The sequence below is a fragment of the Psychroserpens sp. NJDZ02 genome, assembly GCF_004843725.1.
Classification (GTDB): domain Bacteria; phylum Bacteroidota; class Bacteroidia; order Flavobacteriales; family Flavobacteriaceae; genus Olleya.
In genome coordinates, this window is sequence record NZ_CP039451.1 from 2,957,695 (window position 1) to 2,979,688 (window position 21,994).

At 31.3% G+C, this 21,994-nt stretch carries 21 protein-coding genes; 6 read left to right on the forward strand and 15 right to left on the reverse strand.

Translation table 11 applies throughout. From position 1 onward, the window contains the following. Positions 1–293: 293 nt before the first annotated feature. The 4 genes from E9099_RS13055 to E9099_RS13070 all read right to left on the reverse strand — a co-directional run bounded on the left by E9099_RS13055 (position 294) and on the right by E9099_RS13070 (position 2,255). A complete protein-coding gene (locus E9099_RS13055; protein WP_136585188.1) occupies positions 294–545 on the reverse strand; it encodes a type II toxin-antitoxin system RelE/ParE family toxin in 252 nt (83 codons plus the stop codon). Positions 546–579: 34 nt separating this feature from the next. Continuing rightward, positions 580–834 carry a type II toxin-antitoxin system ParD family antitoxin gene (locus tag E9099_RS13060; RefSeq protein WP_136583996.1) on the reverse strand — a complete coding sequence of 85 codons (255 nt, stop codon included), beginning with the start codon at positions 832–834 and terminating at the stop codon, positions 580–582. A gap of 261 nt (positions 835–1,095) precedes the next feature. Next, entirely contained in the window at positions 1,096–1,329 is a 234-nt protein-coding gene (locus E9099_RS13065) for a hypothetical protein (protein WP_136583997.1), read from the reverse strand. 41 nt (positions 1,330–1,370) lie between these two features. After that, positions 1,371–2,255, reverse strand: a complete 885-nt coding sequence (locus E9099_RS13070) for a LysR family transcriptional regulator (RefSeq protein WP_136583998.1) — start codon at positions 2,253–2,255, stop codon at positions 1,371–1,373. Between the two features lie 103 nt (positions 2,256–2,358). Here E9099_RS13070 and E9099_RS13075 point away from each other — a divergent pair, with 103 nt between their 5' ends. Both E9099_RS13075 and E9099_RS13080 read left to right on the forward strand, forming a co-directional pair. Further along, on the forward strand, positions 2,359–2,988 hold the full coding sequence (locus tag E9099_RS13075; RefSeq protein ID WP_240788898.1) for a LysE family translocator: 630 nt from the start codon (positions 2,359–2,361) through the stop codon (positions 2,986–2,988). Between the two features lie 115 nt (positions 2,989–3,103). Continuing rightward, positions 3,104–5,197 carry a tetratricopeptide repeat-containing sensor histidine kinase gene (locus E9099_RS13080; RefSeq protein WP_168800752.1) on the forward strand — a complete coding sequence of 698 codons (2,094 nt, stop codon included), beginning with the start codon at positions 3,104–3,106 and terminating at the stop codon, positions 5,195–5,197. An 89-nt stretch (positions 5,198–5,286) separates the two neighbouring features. Here E9099_RS13080 and E9099_RS13085 read toward each other — a convergent pair whose 3' ends face one another. From E9099_RS13085 to E9099_RS13130, 10 genes are all read right to left on the reverse strand, one after another. Further along, positions 5,287–7,269 carry a WG repeat-containing protein gene (locus E9099_RS13085; protein WP_168800753.1) on the reverse strand — a complete coding sequence of 661 codons (1,983 nt, stop codon included), beginning with the start codon at positions 7,267–7,269 and terminating at the stop codon, positions 5,287–5,289. 83 nt (positions 7,270–7,352) lie between these two features. Continuing rightward, positions 7,353–7,577, reverse strand: a complete 225-nt coding sequence (locus E9099_RS13090; RefSeq protein ID WP_136584001.1) for a hypothetical protein — start codon at positions 7,575–7,577, stop codon at positions 7,353–7,355. A gap of 120 nt (positions 7,578–7,697) precedes the next feature. After that, positions 7,698–8,387: a hypothetical protein gene (locus E9099_RS13095; protein ID WP_136584002.1), complete on the reverse strand. Its 690-nt coding sequence runs from the start codon at positions 8,385–8,387 to the stop codon at positions 7,698–7,700. 458 nt (positions 8,388–8,845) lie between these two features. Then, entirely contained in the window at positions 8,846–9,706 is an 861-nt protein-coding gene (locus tag E9099_RS13100; protein ID WP_136584003.1) for a DUF4240 domain-containing protein, read from the reverse strand. A 667-nt stretch (positions 9,707–10,373) separates the two neighbouring features. Then, positions 10,374–11,051 carry a CPBP family intramembrane glutamic endopeptidase gene (locus E9099_RS13105; protein WP_136584004.1) on the reverse strand — a complete coding sequence of 226 codons (678 nt, stop codon included), beginning with the start codon at positions 11,049–11,051 and terminating at the stop codon, positions 10,374–10,376. A 712-nt stretch (positions 11,052–11,763) separates the two neighbouring features. Continuing rightward, on the reverse strand, positions 11,764–12,510 hold the full coding sequence (locus E9099_RS13110) for a hypothetical protein (RefSeq protein ID WP_136584005.1): 747 nt from the start codon (positions 12,508–12,510) through the stop codon (positions 11,764–11,766). Between the two features lie 160 nt (positions 12,511–12,670). Continuing rightward, positions 12,671–13,372 carry a hypothetical protein gene (locus tag E9099_RS13115; protein WP_136584006.1) on the reverse strand — a complete coding sequence of 234 codons (702 nt, stop codon included), beginning with the start codon at positions 13,370–13,372 and terminating at the stop codon, positions 12,671–12,673. 89 nt (positions 13,373–13,461) lie between these two features. Continuing rightward, positions 13,462–15,024 (reverse strand): M28 family peptidase, encoded by a 1,563-nt coding sequence (locus tag E9099_RS13120; protein ID WP_136584007.1) that lies wholly within the window; start codon positions 15,022–15,024, stop codon positions 13,462–13,464. A gap of 298 nt (positions 15,025–15,322) precedes the next feature. After that, a complete protein-coding gene (locus E9099_RS13125; RefSeq protein ID WP_136584008.1) occupies positions 15,323–15,652 on the reverse strand; it encodes an FUSC family protein in 330 nt (109 codons plus the stop codon). Between the two features lie 6 nt (positions 15,653–15,658). Next, positions 15,659–16,450 carry a DUF3108 domain-containing protein gene (locus E9099_RS13130; RefSeq protein ID WP_136584009.1) on the reverse strand — a complete coding sequence of 264 codons (792 nt, stop codon included), beginning with the start codon at positions 16,448–16,450 and terminating at the stop codon, positions 15,659–15,661. Between the two features lie 134 nt (positions 16,451–16,584). On the opposite strand from E9099_RS13130, the gene E9099_RS13135 reads away from it, so the two are divergent. From E9099_RS13135 to E9099_RS13150, 4 genes are all read left to right on the forward strand, one after another. Further along, positions 16,585–16,995, forward strand: a complete 411-nt coding sequence (locus E9099_RS13135; protein ID WP_240788899.1) for an HYC_CC_PP family protein — start codon at positions 16,585–16,587, stop codon at positions 16,993–16,995. A 69-nt stretch (positions 16,996–17,064) separates the two neighbouring features. Further along, entirely contained in the window at positions 17,065–17,796 is a 732-nt protein-coding gene (locus tag E9099_RS13140) for a heavy-metal-associated domain-containing protein (protein WP_136584010.1), read from the forward strand. Positions 17,797–17,798: 2 nt separating this feature from the next. Next, on the forward strand, positions 17,799–20,033 hold the full coding sequence (locus E9099_RS13145) for a TonB-dependent receptor (RefSeq protein ID WP_136584011.1): 2,235 nt from the start codon (positions 17,799–17,801) through the stop codon (positions 20,031–20,033). Between the two features lie 21 nt (positions 20,034–20,054). Further along, positions 20,055–20,411, forward strand: a complete 357-nt coding sequence (locus E9099_RS13150) for a heavy-metal-associated domain-containing protein (RefSeq protein ID WP_136584012.1) — start codon at positions 20,055–20,057, stop codon at positions 20,409–20,411. 71 nt (positions 20,412–20,482) lie between these two features. Here E9099_RS13150 and E9099_RS13155 read toward each other — a convergent pair whose 3' ends face one another. Next, positions 20,483–21,910, reverse strand: coding sequence for a TlpA family protein disulfide reductase (locus E9099_RS13155; protein WP_136584013.1), 1,428 nt, complete (start codon positions 21,908–21,910; stop codon positions 20,483–20,485). Between the last annotated feature and the right edge of the window lie 84 nt (positions 21,911–21,994).

Here is a 21,994-nt window from a genome sequence, read left to right on the forward strand (position 1 = left end):
GGTGTTTATTTATATTAAAAATTATAAGCAAAACGAAGTTACCAAAAACCGCATAAAAACCAACTATTACAACAAACAAAAAACCACCATACTTTTGTATGGCGATTTTTAAGTAATATAACTGTAATTATTAAGCTAATAACGGTCTACAAAACAAGTGACTTAAACAGCGGTTACTTGTGTTGCTTTAAGTAAATAAGTTAGCAAATAAAATACTGATAGAATATTCCGTAAGGATGCTGGTAAGTGATCTAGAAGCCAGCAATAAATTATATATGGCGTTGGCGGTAGTATTATTCTGCTATTCTTTTTTTTAAGTCCATTCTTTCGTGCAAAATTCTAGTTATTTCTACATAATCCTTGCTTAAAGTTCTGTAGAAAATAATATGTCGATTTGCTTTTATTCCGAAAAGTTGAGTTGTTATTCCTTCGTAGTTTTTTCCTAAATCTGAATTTTCAGCAATTTCTTGGAAATTATAAATTAGTTCATCGTAATATTTGTCAGCTTGCTTTTCTGACCAAACCTCAAATGTATAATCCCAAATCTTTGATAAATCCTCAACAGCTTTGTTTGTTAATTTATATTAAGCCATTCGAGTGCTTTTTGGCTTTAAGGGATTCGAGATGTTTTTTAGGGTCAAAGTCATGTGCTATTCCGCTGTCAATTCCTTCTTGAATTGTTTTTTTCAATGCAATCACCTTAGTTTCTTCTTCTAAAAGTCTTAAGCCTGCACAGATAACTTCACTAACGTTTTTAAACCTTCCTTTACTTATGCTACTTTGCACAAATTGGTCGAAATAATTTCCGAGTGATATTGATGTGTTTTTGTTCATTTTAAAACTATTTACATTAAATATACCAAAAAGTGGTATGTTGGCAAAATTTTGTCGAATGGCACACAACTCGTTTTATAATAGCTTTTATTACTCATATCCCATAAGTATAAAGACATATAGAGAGTTTATTTATATTAATAAGTTATTAGAAACGAAGTTACCAAAAACCAAATAAAAAACCACCATACAATTGCATGGCGGTTTTTAAGTAATATAAATGCAATTATTAAGCTAATAACGGTCTACAAAACAAGTGACTTAAACAGCGGTTATTTGTGTTGCTTTAAGTAAATAATCTTGGTGTAATGCTGTGTTTAGTGGTTGCATATAAATAAAACCACCAACGGGTATCCTATTTAATAATGTCAGATTACATTTTTGAATTTGTGGTAAAGCATCGCCATTATCTATACAAACAATATCATAAAGTGGTGTGTTTATTAGTTTACAAAGGACACTTTTTTTTAAGATAACGGTGTTGTCATTTGGCAACTAATGTGGTTTTACTTTAATTTTTTTGACTGGATTTAAAATTAATTATAGCCTGTTGTGTCCAACTGTTTAGCAAAGTCTATAACCTTAGTTATGGTTTTATTAACTTCGTTTTTTCGCCAATGGATATACAAATCGATTTGTTGGTCTAAATCTATAAAACGCACATTATTAAATTTGGAGTATTTAAAGGAATGCGGTAAAATAGAAATACCAAGTCCTTTGGATACCAGATTTAAAATCATACCACCAAAATCGGATTCGATACTTATTTTGGGTTCAAAACCATACTGATTAAACAAATTACGTAGTAAAGATGAAAAATAGGTGGTTTGGTGTAAGCCTGAAAGTATAAAGTTTTCGTGTTGCAGTTTGTCTATATTGTTAACCGTATCCGCATTTAGCCAATGGTCTTGAGGTACAGCAATGCAAATGGGCTCTGTAAATAATTTAAGGGATTGTATATTAATATGCGAAATAGTGTCGCGACTAAACGCAATGTCTGTTTGGTAATTTAAGAGTAGTTTTTCGTGGTTTTCGTCGGTAAGTTCGGCTAATTCTAATTTAAGATCTGGTAAATTGGTTGTAATAAGGTCTAGAAAATTAGGAAGTAAACTAAAGGTGATGGAACCCGGATAGGATATAGACACGACACCAGCATCGCCTTGATTAATTTTTTTGGCTTGTTGGTAAATATGGTCCAACTCGTTGATGGTTTTGGCCCAATGTTGTTGTAAAAACTTTCCAGCATCGGTAAGTTTGACGTTTCTTTTATTTCTTTCGAATAGTGAAAACCCTAACTCGTCTTCCAGTGCTTGTATTTGTCTGGTTAATGAGGATTGCGAGATGTATACTTTTTCGGCAGTGTTCCAAAAGTGAAGCTCGTCCGCTAACACCAAAAAATATTTTATTTGTTGTGTGGTCATAACAAATGCGTTTTTTGCATTACTGAATCAAAAATATGTATTTTTTAATAAGTAGCATCCTATTTTCTTTGTGTAAAGTTTTATACTAATTCTAAATTTTAAAATGATGCTAGGTGTTGAAAATTTTATAACCTTTTTGGTTACCGCAGCTTTTTTTGTAATGATACCAGGGATGGATACAGTTTTTGTCTTGAATAAATCTATAAGTCAGGGTCGTAAGTCCGGAATAGTATCAGCAATGGGTATTAATACAGGTGTGTTAACGCATACGTGTTTATCGGCTTTGGGCTTATCTGTTTTAATTGCAAAATCTGCAATAGCCTTTATGGTCATTAAATATATTGGTGCAGCTTATTTAATTTATATAGGTGTTAAAAAGTATAGAGATACATCAGCATTAGCTTTAGAAAATAATAATCTATTGGTTACCAGCACGATTAAAAACGATTTTTGGTCAGGTTTTTTTACCAACTCGTTAAATCCTAAAGTTGCATTATTCTTTTTGGCGTTTTTCCCTCAGTTTATTACACCGTCTAAATTACAAGATCCTGTTCCGTTTATAGTATTGGGTATTACGTTTGCAATAATTGGTGTGGTTTGGTATGTGACGTTAACGGTGTTTGCTAGTACGTTTTCAACTAAAATTAAAGGGCATCCAAATTCTGGGATTTGGCTAAATCGGGTTAGTGGTTTTGTATTTGTACTTATGGGTTTACAGATTGCTTTGGGTTAAGTTGATGATCGCTTTTGGCCAGGTGCGTGTTTCCCTTGTCTATTGGTACCCCAAAAACTGATAAAACCCTATATTCAGGGATGGTGATATGCATTGTAATAGCTACATTTGCGCTATGTCATTTACGTATCAATACATCGTTATTTTTCTTTTTGTTAGCTTTACTTCTCTTAGTATGGCTCAGGATACTGCGTCTGATAAAGTCAGTGAAGGCGAAAAGGTGGCACAGCTTTTTCATTATTTTAATAGTGGCTTAGATAAAAAGGCATACCAGCAAGCGCATGCGTTGTTACCTACTTTTAAATCTGATAAATCGGTAACAAATACCAACTTACTGTTGGCTTATTACCATAATAGATATGTGGCTATAGATTCGTCTATTTATTACACGCATAAAGCGCTAAATAGCAGAAAAAACATAAACGACTCGTTGGGCGTTAGGCTACAAATTTTGTCCTATCAATTATTGGCGTTAAATAATAAAAATAAGGGGTTATATCAAGAAAGTAAAAACTACTATATAAAAGGAGCCGAATTAAGCGAAAAACATAACGAAACCAATTTGTATTATACGCATATCCATGGTTTGGCAAGTACCTATCTAACGCTTGATAAAACGGAAGAGGCCTTAGCGCTTTTTGAAAAATGCGTAAAGTTTTCTAACGATGACGAAGTTATTTTAGGGAGTTATATTAATCTAGGGGCTATTTATTCTTCGCTTTCAAAGTTTGAAACCTCCAATACATATTTGCAAAAAGCAAAGGAAATGTGTGAAAAGAAGGGGTATAACACAGAAGCTTTAGTCAATATAATAATAAATATAGGTGATAACTATGTCAATAAAGATACCGATAAGGCACTCGCGTCTTTTAATGAAGCCAAAAAAATAAGTTCTGACAATCGGTTTTATAATTTAGAGTTGATTGCTTTAGGTAAGGTAGGAAACATATTATTTAATGAAAAAAAGGATAGTGAAGCACTTTTGATTTTCTCCAACATGTTAATGCAGTCCATGGAATTGGGGAATTTAGATGCTGAGATGAATAGCTATCTTATGTTGGAAAAACTATCGATTAGAGAACAGAATTATAGAAATGCTTATAATTATGGTAAAAAATATTACAAAATAAAAGACTCTATAAACAACTCGATAACAGAAAAAGAAATCAACCGATTAGAAGTTAGGTTTAAAACGTTAGAAAAAGAAAAAACAATTAAATTATTACAAATAGAGAGCTTAAATAAAAGTTTAAATATAAAAAATAAGGATGCAGATATTGAAAAGTACAAACTGCAGAAAACGATTATTGCAAAACAAAACGAAAATCAAGTCTTACTACTTCAAAATGGTGTAAAAAAACGTAAAAATGAAATTGCTTTACTTAAAGAAAAAGAAGCGATTAAAGCAATAGAGCTAGATAGAGAAAAGACTATTAAATACATTATCTTAATTGCTTTTTTTATTTTATTAGTGCCTATTATGGGATTATTAATTATCTATTACCAAAAATTACAGGCGCAAAGTTTACTTAATCAGAAAGAAAAAGAGATTAATGAACAGCAGGTACTATCGTTAAAAAAAGATCAGGAATTAAAATTAATTAAAGCGGCTGTTAGAGGGCAAGATATAGAACGTAAAAAGATTGCTCAGGAAATGCATGATAGTATTGGTGGTAATTTGGCAGCCATAAAACTACAGTTTAGTCAGCTGTCTAAGCATCCTAGTAAACTAGAATTAATTTATAGTCAATTAGATGATACGTATGAGCAGGTTAGGAACTTGTCACATAATTTGCTACCCAAAAAAATAAGAGAAAACGATTTTGTTTTTTTAATTAAGGAATATATTACTACTGTACAAGAAGCTAGCGATATAACACTAAATGTTTCTTTTTATGATGAAGCAAAAATTAATAAAATAAATAAGATTTTACAAAATGAATTGTTTTCCATTTTTCAGGAATTAACAACAAACACCCTTAAATATGCTAAAGCTAAAACAATAGATATCCAGTTGGATCTTATAAATGAAGGTCTATTTTTTGTTTATGAAGATGATGGTATTGGCTTTGATGTGTCTTTAACAACTTTAGGTATTGGTTTGACAAATATTAAGAATAGAGTAGAAAATTATAAAGGTATCTTACATATCGATTCTAAACCAGATAGAGGAACAAGTATAAATATCGAGATTCCTTTAACAACATAATTAAACAGAGTGTAGCGGTGTTTTAGCGTTGCAGTCAATTTAATAGTTATTAATTTTGGGTGTTGTAAACGTCTTTTTTTTGTTTTAAATTAATTAATAGGGGTTCCCATCAAATCAAATTGTTTTAATGCTTTTCCTAATTGAGCATATATAATTCCACCATTAAGCCATATTTTTGAATATTTAACTGGAATTATTTCATGTCCATTTTTGTTTAAAACACCAAAATGGTCGTTGTTTTTAACCTTAAAGAGATCATAATTTAATAATTCTGTATCTTCATACTTTGTGCCAAATAATAATGTGCCATCCACAGTTATATAGCCTTTTTGTTTTTTATCAAAATTATACTTAGCTAGTTTTGTTTTTGGATCAAATGCACTTATAAACTTAAATATTGGAGGGATTATTGTTTCTCCCATACTGTTTATTATGCCATACTTACCTCCATATCCCATGGTTATAAATAGATCTTTTGAATTACTGTATTCAATGTGTTGCCAATGCGTATTGTTTTTAATTACTTGCGCTTTGGCGTTAATAAAATAACCATTACTTGTTGATAATAGTACATGGTGAAGATTAGGGGTTATTTCTTCATAACTGTAAAAAGTGTCATACTTTTTATTATTAATTTTAATTGTTTGCAGTGTTCCATCACAATTAAAAATTTGGCTTTCTCTTTTATTATTTTCTAAAAAATTTGTTCCTTCAAAGGTGTTATTTTTGCCATAATACACACGTGTGTAACTTGCAGGGCTAATGGTTTTAAATTTACTATTTAAAACAGATTCTTGTCTATTTACGCTTGCAATAAAGGTTTCTGTATCACATTTTGTAGTTTGCGAAATTGAATAATAGGGTAAGTTCTCCTTTATTTTTTTTCCGTTTTGCAAATCAATAATATCAGAGTGGACTAATTTGTTTTCTTCTTTGATAGCCAACGCGTAATGCTCATTTATTTTTCGAATGTTACTATATTCAAAAGCAGTTATATTTTTATTTTTCACAGTGATGATACCCGACTGGTCATTGATATTAGTAGCGTTAAGCATCGTGTCATTTAAAAACTGTAATCTATAATATTGAGGGTTTATTATCCATTTTCCTTTATGATTTATAACACCATAAACAGCTTTATTATCTTTTTTTATTGCAGCAATTGCTAAATTATTTTCTCTAAAGCGTTGTATTTTAACAAATGGTTGATTAGTTACTAAATCACCATTGTGTTTCATTAAGTATTTTAATTTAGTTTTTGAGTCCTTAATGCTAGAAAGCTGATGTTTAGCACTCAAAACATCTATATTATATCGATTACATATTACTCTTTTTTTAGTTTTGATATTTATCAAATTACCATATCTATACCAATACTCGGAGTCTATAAAATTTAGTTCTTTTGGAGGTATATTTAAATGTATTGTATCTTTTGTGTTTTCACTTAAATAAAAACCACTATGCTTTGATTTGAGTATCCAATAATAAAATTGGTCTTTCTTATCAACCTCCTCAATTTGGTAGTACCCCGGTTCAATAAGAACTTTGCCTTTTTTTGTCAATAAGCCAAACCCTTTTTCTGTTTGAACAATTAATGACTGTTTAATAGTTGGTTTAATATAAAAATAGTCTCTATTTAATATTTTATTACCATCATTTGAATAATAATTACAGAGTTGATTTTTATAAGCAACAAAACCAGTTTCTCCACTTTGAATGATTGTGTTAAACTGTGCGGGCATTAGGATATTACCATTAGCAGTTATCAACCCATATTTATTATCTTTTTTAAAAGAATGCGTACCATTTTTAAATGTAACTATAGGTTCTGGTTTTTTTTCAAATTGCTCAGAAATGGTATTGCTCCTTTTAAACAAAGACGTATACTTTTCCATTATTACATTTAAATCTTCTCCTTTCTCTTCTTTTTTCTTTTTTTGATTACTAAAGTTTTCTATTGACATTTCAGATTCCGCTTCATAATTTGAAACATCACAACCTGCAGGAGACAAGTTAAATAACTCAAAAACGGTAGTTACAGTTTTGGTTTGTTGACTAAAAGATTCTAGCATAGTTATGCAAAGAATAATAACCAGTATTACATGTTTTTTTTTCATATCATTTTCTAATAGTAGTAATAAAAAATAGCCACATTTTATTTTCTAAGTTTATTCTTAATGTGTTCTGTAACTGCTTTCAATTTATATATAGGTAATAATTCGCTTCTATGTTCGGAATAGATATTAGATGCTTTTTTAACAGTAATAAAGTCAATTGTTTTGGCAAAATCATATTCTTCAACTGCTGTTTCAGTAATCCTAAAGATAGAGGATTTAAAAGCATCATTATCTATAAATTTTTCGTCAGTTACATAAAACATTGTTTCTATATAATACCCGTTTTCGCCACTTAAATTTTCTTTATAACTAAATATGATAGACGCACTCCGACTATTTTAGTCGGAGGCGTCTACTTGATTGTATTTGTTGTTTTTTTTGGTTTAATTCATATCAGGGTCAGATCTACGTACTCCAGAATTTGTATGTACATTTCCAACTTCTGTAATTACAGCACCTTCAGGACCCGCCATTTGCCAATGAGCAGATTCGACTATTGCTAAAGAATCAAAATCACCTTCGTTAGCTTCAACAATTCGATTAGCAGTTACTTTTCCATCCCAATGTGTTTTTGGAACAATGACTTGAGGAAATTGGTCACGATTGTTTTCTCCCGTTCCTGCAATATAACTTTTACCATGTCTTACTAGCCAACCTTCCATTTTGGCAGGATTTCCGTCGGCTTCAAAATGCATATGTTCTCCTAGCATTTGACCAGGTAGTAGAAAAATATCCATTAGCATATATTGGTCTTTCTCATTATTTACAAACATAACAGAAGCTAACCCTAAATTGGCATAGTCTCCTTTGTTGTAATCTGTAAGCCAGATTTTTTCACGTAAGCCATCAAAAATTGGATAATTATGGTATTCCATCATTTCTATTAATGCATCTTTTGCCTTTTCTTCTAAAAAGTTTCCTTCTGCATCATAAAATTGTTCATTTGTGAATTTTAATTCTGATTTAGGTTGTTCTTCTTTTGTTTCAACTATTATTTCTTTTTCAGGAGTATTCTTACAACTTGTTATTAGAAGAATGAATGTTAAAGGAAGTAGTAAAATTATTTTTTTCATAAGGTTATTGTATTAAGATGTTATTTAAGTGTTTTTTGTAAATGAAGCATGTATTAAGTTGTTGAAATATAGCTGTTTATTTGGGGTGTAACTTTCGTTTAAGCACTAGGTTTGTTATAGGCTATCAAGATTGAATTTAGAACTATTTCTCCTATGATTTATATACGGTTTGTGTGCTCTGTATGGATCACTTTTAATTTACCGAAAGGTAAATAATTAATCAAGAGTGGCCAAGTCTCTGATGCGCAGGAGTAAGGTTTTGGAGCATGTCCGTTATACTTAAGCTAGAAGAAAGTGTCAAAGAAGAAAGGCCTTTTGAGGTGATGATTTTTAAACCGCTGTATACGCTTCTGAGTTAATAGAGTCGCAAGATTAACGTAGTTGCTTTCGTGTGGTGTTGTGAGAGGGGTATTCTCCTCAATTATGGGGAGAGCCGTCTACTCGATTGTGTTTTCGTTTTATTGCTCTCGTAATTCACACATAGACTTTACCAATTCAGGATATTGATCAAATAATTCTTTCCCTGATTTAGGTTCTCTATTTAGACTAAATTCTCCATTATCATAATTTAATTTAGGAAAGAGTTCTGAAACGGCATCTCTAATTTCGGATTCGTCTTTGTTTTCGTGATTCTCAGAATAAGCTTCATCAGAAACATACATTAATTCTTCAGCCCAACAATCAGCTATATCAAAACTATATTTCCCACTTATAAATTCGTTTATATCTTTTGTAATATCTTCAAAAAACGTCTTTCCTTTTAATAAAATCCAACATCTAAAATATAAAAATCCATCAACTGAAAGATATGAGTCTAAAGTATAAACTCCGTCTTTAAATTCAAACTCATTGTTTAAAATAATATATAATTCCGCAATTTCAGCGGTGTATAATTTCACTAACTTTTCTTGAAATATTTTTTCAAAAGATACTAAACGTTCTTTTCCCCATTTAGATAAATGTTCTGTTAGGCTTTCAATATGTTCTTCAAGGTCGTATTCGTTCCAATGTGTGTGTTTATGTTTATTCGATTTTTCGATTGCATTCCAAAAATGAATTTCTGATTTTTCGTTTTCTGAAAGTTCTTTTTTCTCTGGTATTTTGGCTCCTTCCTTAATTTCGGTATACCCTTTTTTTGTTTTTTGAACGATTAAACTTTCCGATGATTTTATACATTCCACTTCATTCGAAAACTCTTTTACCGTTTCTCTTCCTTTTGCTCCGATTTTTCCATAAACTACCTTTTGTGTTGTTCCTGAATAATCAATATCCCAAAATTTATTAGATAAACCTTTTTGATGAATAAATTTTCTTTTCATATTATATGATTTTTGTTTTTTTCTAATATCACAGCCGTTTAGTATAAGAAATGTATGGCATGTGATAAGCACTTTTGTTTCGGTTCAATACTGAGCTAAATATAAATAGATTGTTTTTATTTTTCGATTAAAGCCCTGTTTTTATATACATTGTGTGTGCTTAATAGAAACTAAACAGGAATTGTCAACAGAGGTCTAATTATTGGGGTAAGCCAACACATTTTAATAATGCCCAGATAATACCAATTGGGTAAGTGTTTAGAAACGATAGTAATTACATGAAAGAAGATGTCGTTCGTGGTTAAGGTATCCAAAGTTGCGAGTTGACTATATGGAGTAATCAGCAGAGGTCATAGTGCTTACAGGACACGCGTTGGGCTAATACATTAGATGGTCTTACAAATAGGAAAGGAGGGCTGCATTTCTCTTCAAAATGCGTAAAGGCGCACAAGTGCTAGCCTATACTTAAACTAGAAAATAGAGACAAAGGAGGCAAGTTTTTTGATGTGATGATTTACGAATTCACATATGTCTTTCTCGTCTTTATTGCTAGTAGTCATAGAGACGAGAGGATCAATGTCGTTGCGAATGTATGTTGGTATGAGAGGTGTACTCTGGTTATTTTTGTCGGAGCTGTCTATTGGATTGGCAACAGTTTTTATTCAATTCAGACTATAATTACCATTAAATTCCAAAACATATGAAAGATAATAGATGGTCCAATAGATTTAGATTTAAAATAAAGAATTCCCGAAATTATTCCGCCAAATATTGTCAAATAAAACAAATGCCAATCTTGTTTAGACGATTCCAATATCAAATTCATATAAGGTGAATGAATCGAGGCGAATAAAACTGAAGCTAATAAAATGGAGACGATCGTATTCGTCTTTTTCTGTAAATTATTCTGAATGTATTCTCTAAAAAATAATTCCTCTCCAATAGGAATCAAAAGAATTGAAGCAATTAAATTTATATTCTTGAATTTTGGTAAGCCATCAAATCTATAAGCAATGTAATATTCAGTCTCGAACAATATGTTGTAAATCCACTTTAGAGGTGTTTGCATAAGCACAAATGAAATTCCTAAAATAACAGCGAATAAATACCATTTCCGATTAGTTTTCTTAATCAGATATTTGAAATTTTGATTTTTAATAAAATAGATAAAAATTAGAACTCCTAATAGTTGAAGAAATCCTTGAATTAAAAAGTAGTACTTATAGTAATTTTCAAATTCAATTGCTTCTACAATATAAAACCAAGAACCAATAAGTTCAATTCCAGTCAGATAGAGTAAAGTCGCTAAAATGGCTTTTAAAATACTTATTAATTCGTTGTTCAATGTCGTTGGTTTTCAGCTTGTGCCTAACGTTTGTGGATAAGAATAGTTGCGGGTTTGTATGCGAGGATTTTCCACAGGAAAATCAGACGTTACAAACATGCAACGTACTTTGATTAAGCACTAAATCGCAATAAATTATACACGATGTGTGTACCCAGCATGGGCGTCTTTTTATTTACGGAAAGGTAAATAATTAATCTAGAAGGTGCAAGTCTCTTATGCGCAGGAGTAACCCTTCGGATACGATCAGGACAGGCTTATGAAGCATTAGTAAGTCGCAAGGGTGAAAACCGCGAGGTTACATCTTAAGGCTATTTGTGATTGCTTAATATGCAAATACCACTACAAAACTCGGTACTGATACTTCGGCTACGCTCAGCATAATCTAAACAAAAATCGTATACAGAGGCATAATTACTTGAGCAAGTAAGTTTATCAGTTATTTTATTTGGGGTGATTGGACAAGTTTATGCTTGCAGTAGAAACAGAATAGGAGGTTGGCCAGTTATTCAAAGTCCTATTTTAAAGACTACTATCACAACTTCTAGGCTTAAACGAAAAGGGTATAAACCTTTGTTAGATTATATTAATAATACGCAAACTTCAATTTGGTGAACCGCCGTATACGAGACCCGTACGTGCGGTGGTGTGAGAGGCGCACTCCGGCTATTTTAGTCGGAGCCGTCTACTCGATTGGCAATCAGGCTTTTTTTCAGAGCATTATATTTTTTTCAGTCCATTCGTCATTGTCAAAACTCGAAAATATTACTGCATCTAATTCACAAGGATAAACATTTGCTTTTAAACACAATTCTTGAATTACATCTGAAACAAAGTGATAATATCCTTTATCGCTCAAAGGTGATGAAGTCAAACTTACAGGAAATCCAAAATCATTTAGCCAACTTGCAATTCTCGAATCTATCGGAAGTTCATATTTAGTCAATCCTAAAGCTTGAAGAAAATTCCTTGATTGTTTCGGTCCAAAACCTTTAAGCCAATCATTTAAAAAATCCGCTAATTCTCTTTCAGTTTCTTTGGATTGATTGTCATTTAAGAATTCTAATTTCGATATTAAATTCCAATTTTCATTTTCAATTCTCTCAATATTCTCTGCAAAAAAAGCGGATATTTTATTGATATATCTTGTTAGTCCGTTTTTCTGTAGAATTTGTTTTATTAATGATTCTATATTCTCCGATTCAGCGATTAATTCAGACGTAACTGGGAAGGGTTTTAAGCTTAAAAATTTTCCAACAACAGAATTTGGTCCCGAACGTTGTTGAGATGTCAAAAGACACATCATTAAATTCAGAATTATGATATTCTTATTTATCTCAATGTTATTTTTTTCGACATTTCTTTCTCTCCGATTTTTCAAGAAAAAATTGTCATTTTCTTTCATAACATTTTTTACTTTTTGAATATCAGATTCGTTAATATTCCAAGAGATTTTCATTCAGTTCCGGTTTTTTTCAGCTTGTTGCCAACGTGTTTGTATATGGTTTGTTGCGTGTTTAAGAACGTGATTTAGCAAATAAAAACCGAATAGAAAATCCGCGAGGGTTTTCGTAAGCAGGCTAGAACCAGCAATAAATTATATACGGTGTTGGTGGTAGTTATTTTTTATCTTTAATATTTTCTAATAGCTCGTGAAATTGCCAAATCGTATTATTAATAGCGTTTTTTGCAGCTTCTCCTTTGACATAAGTTATCTCTTCGATATATGCACCTTTATCAATTAATTCCTTAAACTTTTTAGGTCTATCTTCTTCAGAAATATTAGCGCTATCACAAATATCATCAAATGGGCTCGATATTCCTGTCAAACCGTATATTTCATTACCTTTAAGAGGAACATTTAATATAACTTCTCCTTGAATGTCTTTGAAGTGATATATTGCTTTACAATCATCTATATTTTCAATACTAAACGCTTTAAGTTGCTTTTCAAATTCAGAACATTCCCATAATTTATTAATATTCAAAATCACTTCATTTTCTTTTGGCTTATGTTCAAATATTGCAGCTGTTACTGCATTATCTTTATACTTTCCTTTAAAAAACTCTGCGTAAGCTTTATCAGTTGTCCAACTTGTGAATCCTTCGTTTTTCTCGTTATTGTAAAAAATATCAACTAAATCTCCTTTATGGATAAATCGTTTTCTATAACAAGAATCTTTGCAAACTTTGTACTTTAAAGGAATATTTTTACAAGCTTCAATTATTTTATTCTCAAATTCTAGTTTTAATTTAGGGTCTTCTTTCCATCCTTTTTGCCAATTATTTAAGGCTATGAAGAAATCTTTTTCGAATGTCATTCAGTATTGAGTTTTTAATTACCACCAACTCGTTATATAGTCACTTTTGTTCCACATATCCCGCAAATATTACGGGATATCCGTACTTTTTATTCTCCTTTATCAACTGTAATTCTATCTTCGCGATTGGCTAATTCCCAAGCGGTGTAAAATACTAAACGGGTTCTGTTTTCTAATAAGTCATATTCTATTTTATCTGGAGTATCACTGGCTTTGTGGTAATCCGCATGCGTACCATTAAAGTAAAAAATGACAGGAATGTTGTTTTTTGCAAAGTTATAATGATCTGATCTGTAGTAAAAACGGTTAGGATCGTTATCGTCATTATACGTGTAATCTAAATCCACATTAGTATATTTGGTATTGACCATTTCTGATATATCATGTAATTCTGTACTTAACTTATCACTTCCAATTAAGTAAATATAATTTCGGTCACCTTCTTTACGTTCAGGGTCTGTACGACCAATCATGTCAATATTTAAATTAGCGACCGTGTTTTCTAATGGAAAAATAGGATCGTTGTCTGTATAATGTCTACTACCCAGTAATCCTTTTTCTTCTCCTGTAACGTTTAAAAAGACGACAGATCTTTTTGGTCCGTGACCTTCTTTTTTTGCTTTGGCAAAAGCTTGTGCAATTTCTAATACAGCAACGGTACCAGAACCATCATCATCTGCACCATTATAGACTTCTCCTTTTTTAACCCCTTCATGATCTAAATGTGCGGACACTATAATATATTCGTCTGGCTTTTCAGATCCTCTAATAATGGCAGCTACATTTTCTGAAGCTAAAGCTTTGGAGTTATTAGTAAAGTCTAGTTTTAAATTAGTGGGTACTGTTTCGTTTTTAAACGATTTATCAAAACTAGTCACGTCTTTGTTAAATAAGGCTTTTACGGTTTGTGTATTTACTAAAAAGTAAAACATGTTTTTTTCTTTTCCTACTAAACTCATTCGACCACTTGATGTCCCATAACGTAAGGCAGCCATAGCAAAAACATCAGGGTTGTAATATAGTACAGCTTTAGCTCCTTTTTCTTTTGCTAAATCACGCTTTAATGCAAACTCTTCTCTAAAATTAGACCACTTAGAAGCGTCTTTGGTGCCAGAAATAACATAAGTACCATCTGGATTTTTAGGTTCACCATTTATAAAAAACACAACTTTACCTTTAATATCTACGTTGTCGTAATTAGAAAAAGCATCATCTTGTATTCCGTAGCCCAAATTAACAATCTCTGTTGCTTGTAGTTGACTAGTTTCCATCGGATTTATGGATACAAAATCTTCTAAATCTTTTAGTGTTTTTTCATTTATTGTAAGCGCAACATCTGGTTTGTTTTGTACTTCTAAAGGCACGTTTTGAAAGTAATCGCCATCTTTTTTAGCAGCTGGGACACCAAAAGAGATATAATGTTCTTTTAAAAACTGAATGGCTTTTTTTTGTCCTTCGGCACCTGTTTCTCTACCTTCAAACTCATCTGATGCAAATTGATATAAAGCGGTTTTTAAGTCGTCTTGCGTTATAGTCGCTGCATAGATACTTGGGTCTGTTGTAACTTGGTTACTTGTTGTTTTGTTTTTTTGAGAGCTTCCGCACGCAATAAATAATAGACTTAAAGAGGCTATCGAAAGTAAAGATTTCATTTAAAAATATTTAAAAAGGGTTATGCATCCAAAAATACGAGAAAATATAAATGTTTACCTATTTATTGTTTCATTTTAACAAAGGCGTAATTACTATAAAAGGTATTAAAATTTAGGAAGTTACTCATTTGTATTGTGAGGTCTTTAGGGACCATAAAAAAGTAGGAAATAAATCTTGATTATTCCGAAAGATTAAAAGCCTCTAAATTTAAAATTTAGAGGCTTTTATAATATGTATTTAGGCAAGTGTTAAATAGCACTTACGGTGGAGCGACTTTTAATTTTAAAGATTAGTAGCTTAATCTAGAATGATTATATCTTCTAGCTCTTGTTGTGCTTCCTCGTTTAATTTATCTTCCGTTTGTTGTAGCTCTTTAGTATCTCCAACTTCCGAAATAGTAAATATTGTTTTGTACGTCGCTAATGCTATGCTAATAATGGTTAGCAAAAATATGACCTGAATAACATGTGTTGGTTTAGCTTCTTTTTTAGATTTAAAAAAGGCGAGTAAACCAAATAAAAAGGCCAGTATTGCCGGGATAAAAGATAATTTATATAAAGGCAAAACAGCTAGTATTACTGCAAATACAGCAAAAATTAATCCTAAAATTATACTTCCTTTTCTCATTGTATCTTAGTTTTTTAATCCTGTTGCAGATTTTATTTTTAACTCACCACTTCCAACTGCTATTTTAAACTTGGCATAAACAGGGACTTTGTTTTCGTCTGCTGTTAACCATAAAATATTAGCATTACTTCCTTTAAGGACGTTGCTTCCTGAGGCACTAATGGCTAATTTATAACACAGTTTTTTACCAAGAGCCGTATTAATAGTCTCTTTGGCTAATAGCTTAAAACGGAATTTATTTTCTTTATTATCAAATAAAACAGTAAAAGTATCAGAAGCCCCTACGGGTGCTTTTTTAATATCAAGGGTTCTAATTTTATAAATGGTTGCGACAATATCTCTTGTACCTCCATTTATTTTAACTTTTTCGTTTTTATCCCAAAATCCAGATTTAGATTTTTTAGTTTTCTTTCTAATTAAACTTTCTACATTATTAGATTTATAATTGTACTTGTATTTAACATACTTGTAATAACCACCTTCATTAATTTCTCTATTGTATAGATAAGGTGCAATCGTTCTTGGGTTTACATAACTCTCATATAAATCTCTAATTTTAAAAAAACTATCAAAGTTACTGTAGGTGGTTGCAGTACATTTTAAATGTAATAAAGTAGAAGAGCTGGTTTTCATATCGCTCGTTTCCATTTTAACTTCGGCTATATCAGTTAAGATACCAGACATATTGTAAGCGGCAGAAAAGGTTAGTTTTTCTCCTGCTTTAAACGCCCTATTGTCTTGGCCAAAACTAAAGGTCAAGGTTATAAAGGTTAATAATAGCGTTAATTTAAATTTCATAGGAAAATTAGTATTTAGTTGTCAAAGATATAACTTAACATTAATTGTTCCGAAATTATTGTGCTAACTTTCAAAATCATGTTAAACCTTTTTTTAATTATGTTTGTCATTAAACTATTTTGTATTTTTGCAAAGTGATAAAAATTATTATTCATAAAGGTGTATCTTTTGTTATGGCATTAGTGGTGTTGGTTTCAACATTATCTTTTACTGTAGAGAGTAACTATTGTGGAGAACGTTTAGTGGATATTGCTGTTTTTACTAAAGCTAAACAATGTGGTGTAAATGCAGATAAAACGGTGTCTAGTGTTAAAATGAAATCGTGTTGTTCAAACAAAATTGAAGTTTTTCAAGGACAAGATCAATTAAAGATTAACACGTTTGACGATCTAGATCTTAATTCACAACTTTTTATTACCGCTTTTGTTTATGTATATCCTCAGTTATTTGAAAGTGTACCAAAACAAAGCATTCCGCATAAAAACTATGCACCACCCAACTTGATTATAGATTTTCAAGTCCTTCACGATGTTTATATTATTTGATAGCATACTTTTTTAGGTTTCGCTTAAGCGGAATATCTTAAAAGTTAATTTTATCAAATCATATTTATAATGACACACAATTATACAATTACAGGCATGACCTGTAATGGTTGTAAGGCTTCAGTTGAAAAAGCTTTACAATCAATTAAACACGTTACAGATGTTTCGGTTAATTTAGAGGCAGCCGAAGCTACAATACACCTCTCTCAACGTATTCCTATAGAGCAACTACAAGGTGCTTTATCGGATAAGTTTAAAATACAAGACAGACAACAGTCAAAAGAAGTATTGACCGCTTCAGGCACAATTAATGACCAAAAAAGTGAGTGGAAACAACTGTTTCCTTTGTTTTTAATCTTTGGTTATATTTCAGCAGCAGCTATAATAATAAATTATAAACCATGGGATGGTTCTAGTTTCATGCTAGATTTTATGGGCTTATTTTATATTGTGTTTAGCTTTTTTAAACTATTAGATTTAAAAGGATTTCCTGAAAGTTTTAAAATGTATGATCCTTTAGCCAAAGCTATTCCAAGTTATGGTTTTGTTTACCCGTTTATCGAGTTAGCATTAGGGGTATTATTTTTAACACGCTTGCAAATTCCTTTAGCATTGATTGTTACCATAGTAATATTAGGAATTACGACGATTGGTGTTACTAAAACTTTACTAAGTAAAAAAGCCATACAATGTGCTTGCTTAGGGACCGCGTTAAAGCTACCAATGACTAAAGCGACATTTATTGAAAATACAATCATGCTAATAATGGCTGTTTGGATGCTAATTAAAATCTATAATTAATTATGAAAAAGTTATTTATTTTATTAAGTTTTATACCCTGTATTACATTTGGTCAAACTCAATTATCGGGTGTTATACATGAAGCTGATCCAAACACCAATCAACAACCATTATTTGGAGCTAATGTGATCTGGTTAGGGACTACTGTTGGAACATCTACAGACATTGATGGGCAATTTACAATACCATATCAACCAGAGTACAAACAACTTGTGATTAGTTATGTAGGGTTTAAATCGGATACAGTTAATGTAACCTCTTCTAAACCAATAAAACATTTTCTTAATCCGACTAACGACTTGGATGAGGTTGTCGTGCAGTCAAGGAAAAAAGCATCTGCTAGATCATATCTTAGAGCGCAAAATACAATATTGGTTAGTAGTGCAGAATTGTTAAAAGCGGCGTGCTGTAACTTGGCAGAAAGTTTTGAGACAAATCCATCTATTGATGTTAATTTTAGTGATGCAGTTACTGGAACCAAACAAATAAAAATGCTAGGTTTATCTAGCCCTTATATTTTAATTGCAACAGAGAATATACCTTCTATCCGAGGTGCTTCTCAAGCTTTTGGACTTAGTTTTATACCTGGTACTTGGGTAGAAAGTATCCAAATTACTAAGGGTGCAGGAAGTGTGGTTAATGGTTTTGAGAGTATTGCAGGACAGATTAATGCCGAGTTAGTAAAACCATCGACAGATAATTCGTTTTTTTTAAATATGTATGGCGCAAGTAGCACGCGTTTAGAATTAAATACGCACTTTAATACTAAAGTATCGGACAAATGGAGTACTGGTTTATATTTGCATGGTAATACACATCAAGAAAAACATGATGTTAATGACGATGGGTTTATGGATATGCCATTATATAGCCAAGTTAATGTCATGAACCGTTGGCAGTATACTGATCCTGAAAAAGGGTTTGTTAGTTTTATTAATTTACGCTATTTAAGTGATGACAAGCAGTCTGGACAGTTGGATTTTGATCCAGAGACAGATAAGCTAACAACAAATGCTTGGGGAAGTGAGATTGATACCAAGCGTTATGAGTTGTCTGCAAAATTGGGTTATGTTAATCCTGAAATTCCTTGGCAAAGTTTAGGGGTGCAGTTTGCGCTTAGTAATCATAAACAAGAGTCTTACTTTGGGTTGAATCAATATGATATAGAGCATACCAGTATCTATTCTAACGTGACTTATAATTCTATTATTGACGACTCTAGGCATAAAATTAAAACAGGAGTCAATTTTACTTATGATGCTTATGACGAGTTTGCTATTGCTCAAAATTTTGCAAGAACAGAACGTAGTTTTGGAGGCTTTTTTGAATATTCATTCGATAATTTAGAGTTGTTTACATTAACAGCAGGTTTGCGTGTAGATTCTCATAATTTGTTAGGCGAATTTATTACCCCTAGATTACATATGCGATATTCACCTTGGAGCAAGTCGGCATTTAAGGCTTCTGCTGGGCGTGGTAAACGTAGTGCGAATATCTTTGCTGAAAATCAGAATTTATTTGCCTCATCTCGTAATTTTTCAATCTTAAATACTACCGGTAATATTTATGGTTTAGATCCGGAAATCGCTTGGAATTATGGTGTTTCTTATTTACAAGGCTTTAATTTGTTTGGAAGAGCAGCAGATATCACTTTTGATTTTTATCGTACAGATTTTCAGAATCAGGTGGTTGTAGATTTAGAAAATGCACAAGAAGTAAGCTTTTACAATTTGGAAGGCGATAGTTATGCTAATAGTTTTCAAGTCGAATTGAATTATAATGCTTTTCAACATTTTAATTTTAGAACAGCTTATAAATATTATGATGTTAAAACGCAATATCAAACAGGAGAGCTGTCAAAACCGTTAACACCAAAACACCGATTTTTTGCAAATGCATCCTATGAAACCGAAATTAGAAATAATAGTAATTGGAAGTTTGATTTAACGTATAATTGGTTGAGTGAACAACGCTTCTCTTCAACAAATAGTAACCCAATACAATATCAGTTAGATGATTATTCTGATACAATTGGAACCCTGAATGCACAAATAACAAGAGTGTTTTCTCCAAAATTTGAAGTATATTTAGGAGGCGAAAATATTACCAATGTTAGACAAAGTAACCCCATAGTTAGCGCGGAGAATCCGTTTGGCTCAAGTTTTGATACTAACTTTGTATATGGTCCCATTTTTGGAAGTATGTACTATGCAGGATTAAGATATAAACTGAAATAAAATATAATAAAACCTAATAAAATGAAAAAACTAGTATTAGTATTACTAATGATTGCTACAACAGTCACTTTTGCTCAAGACAAAAATAAGAGAGAAAGTTTAGAAGTGGACGGTGTTTGCGCAATGTGTAAAGCAAGAATTGAAAAAGCATGTTTTAAAACCAAAGGAGTCAAAAGTGCCATTTGGAGTGTGGAGACACATGAGTTAAAATTGATTTTTGACGAAAGGAAAACAGACTTAAAGACAATAGAAGCAAGTGTGGCAGGAGTAGGGCATGATACTAAAGCGATGAAAGCTACAGACGATGCTTATAACTCTATACACGATTGCTGTAAGTATAGAGATGAAGAGGTGCAAGACGATCATAAAAAAGAGTAATACCTACATAATTTAAATAAAAAAAAACGCCTGCGATTGCAGGCGTTTTTTTTTATACTTTAAAAGGTGTTTTATCTATTAATTAAGGCTAACATTTCATTTTCAATAGTTATGTCAAACATATTAGCTTTAGGGTTAACAATTTTAGCGTCCTTGTCAACTATAAATACCTTATTGATAGGCTTTATTGATAAATTCTCTATCGCCTTAGTTACATTTTTAAAATGATATTCGTTGATATGGCCTAATCGGTGACGCTTTAAAACCTCTCCTTGCTCTCTACTACTTATAGCATTTATACTAATGGCAATAAAATCAAACTCAGGATATTTGTTTTGAAGATTTTTTGCGCGTTCATGGCATACTTTTAAATGATATCGATCTGCTACATCCCAAAAATAAATAAGTGTTGGCTTATTAATGATATCCTTTAAATGGTGCGTGACTTCATCTTTATCAATGACTATTAAATCAGGAATCATCTGTCCTGGTTTTAAAAGCTTATAAGAGTTAACTAATAGGTTTGCTTTAGTTTTTTGTTCTTTATTAGTGCTTTTTTCCTGAAAAGAGGCTAAAAGTGTATCAAAGTCATCCACACGTTTTGAAACATTGATAAACTTAATCATGTTGTAATATAGTAATCTGTTTTTAATAAAGGTATCTGTTATTTTTTCCTCGATTAAGGTTAGCTTATCTAAATTGTAATCTAAAGATTGATTATTGTAAGTGTCATCTTCAGAATGTTTAAAATGTTCTTGTAAAGCAATATTATTAAAATGAAACCTTAAAAAGGACACATAAGGTCTGTAATCTCTTAAGGTGTTATTATTATAATCGATATCTTTTCTAAAGTCGAAAAAGTTTGCAGGAAGATTATCAAATATTTCACTTTCATTTTTACTGTAGTTTATAAAAGGGTAAGCTTCTTTACTATAGTAATAATTGTAATCTATATTCGCGTTAGCAAACAAGTTAAATAACTCGGATGTGTTATATTTAAGCGAAAAGGCTTTTAAGCGTTCTAATTTTATTTTTCTAATATCACAAAGTTTCTTGTCAAACTCTTTAGGTTCTAATTGACTAATTTCTAAAACTTCTTGTTCTTGTTTTTCTGTTTCCAGAAACAATTCCATTAAATAATTATTCTCTTTTTCTCCAATACCACTAAATACTAAAGACTCATCAAATTCCATCGTGTTAACACGAATCATGATACTATCTTCAGGTTGTATTAAAAATGCTTGAGATTCTTTACCATCATAAAAATTGTATAAACCGGATTCAAAATTTTTGAAGTTATACTTAAATCTATTTTTCGAGTCCAAATAAACCGTGTCTACTATATCCGACGATTTGTATAAAATGATGTAATTACTACTTGGATTGATAATTTCGCCACCAAAAAACGCTGAGTTTTCCTCAATAATGTTCTTATCTTTTTTACAAGATAATAAAACGCTCAGGCAGATTAATGTATAAAATAGGGGTCTATAAGACATATGTTAATTTATAAGGGCAAATCATATAAAACAAAAATATGCCTTGCATTATTGTTCTCGTGTTAACGCGTTGTTAAAACTTAT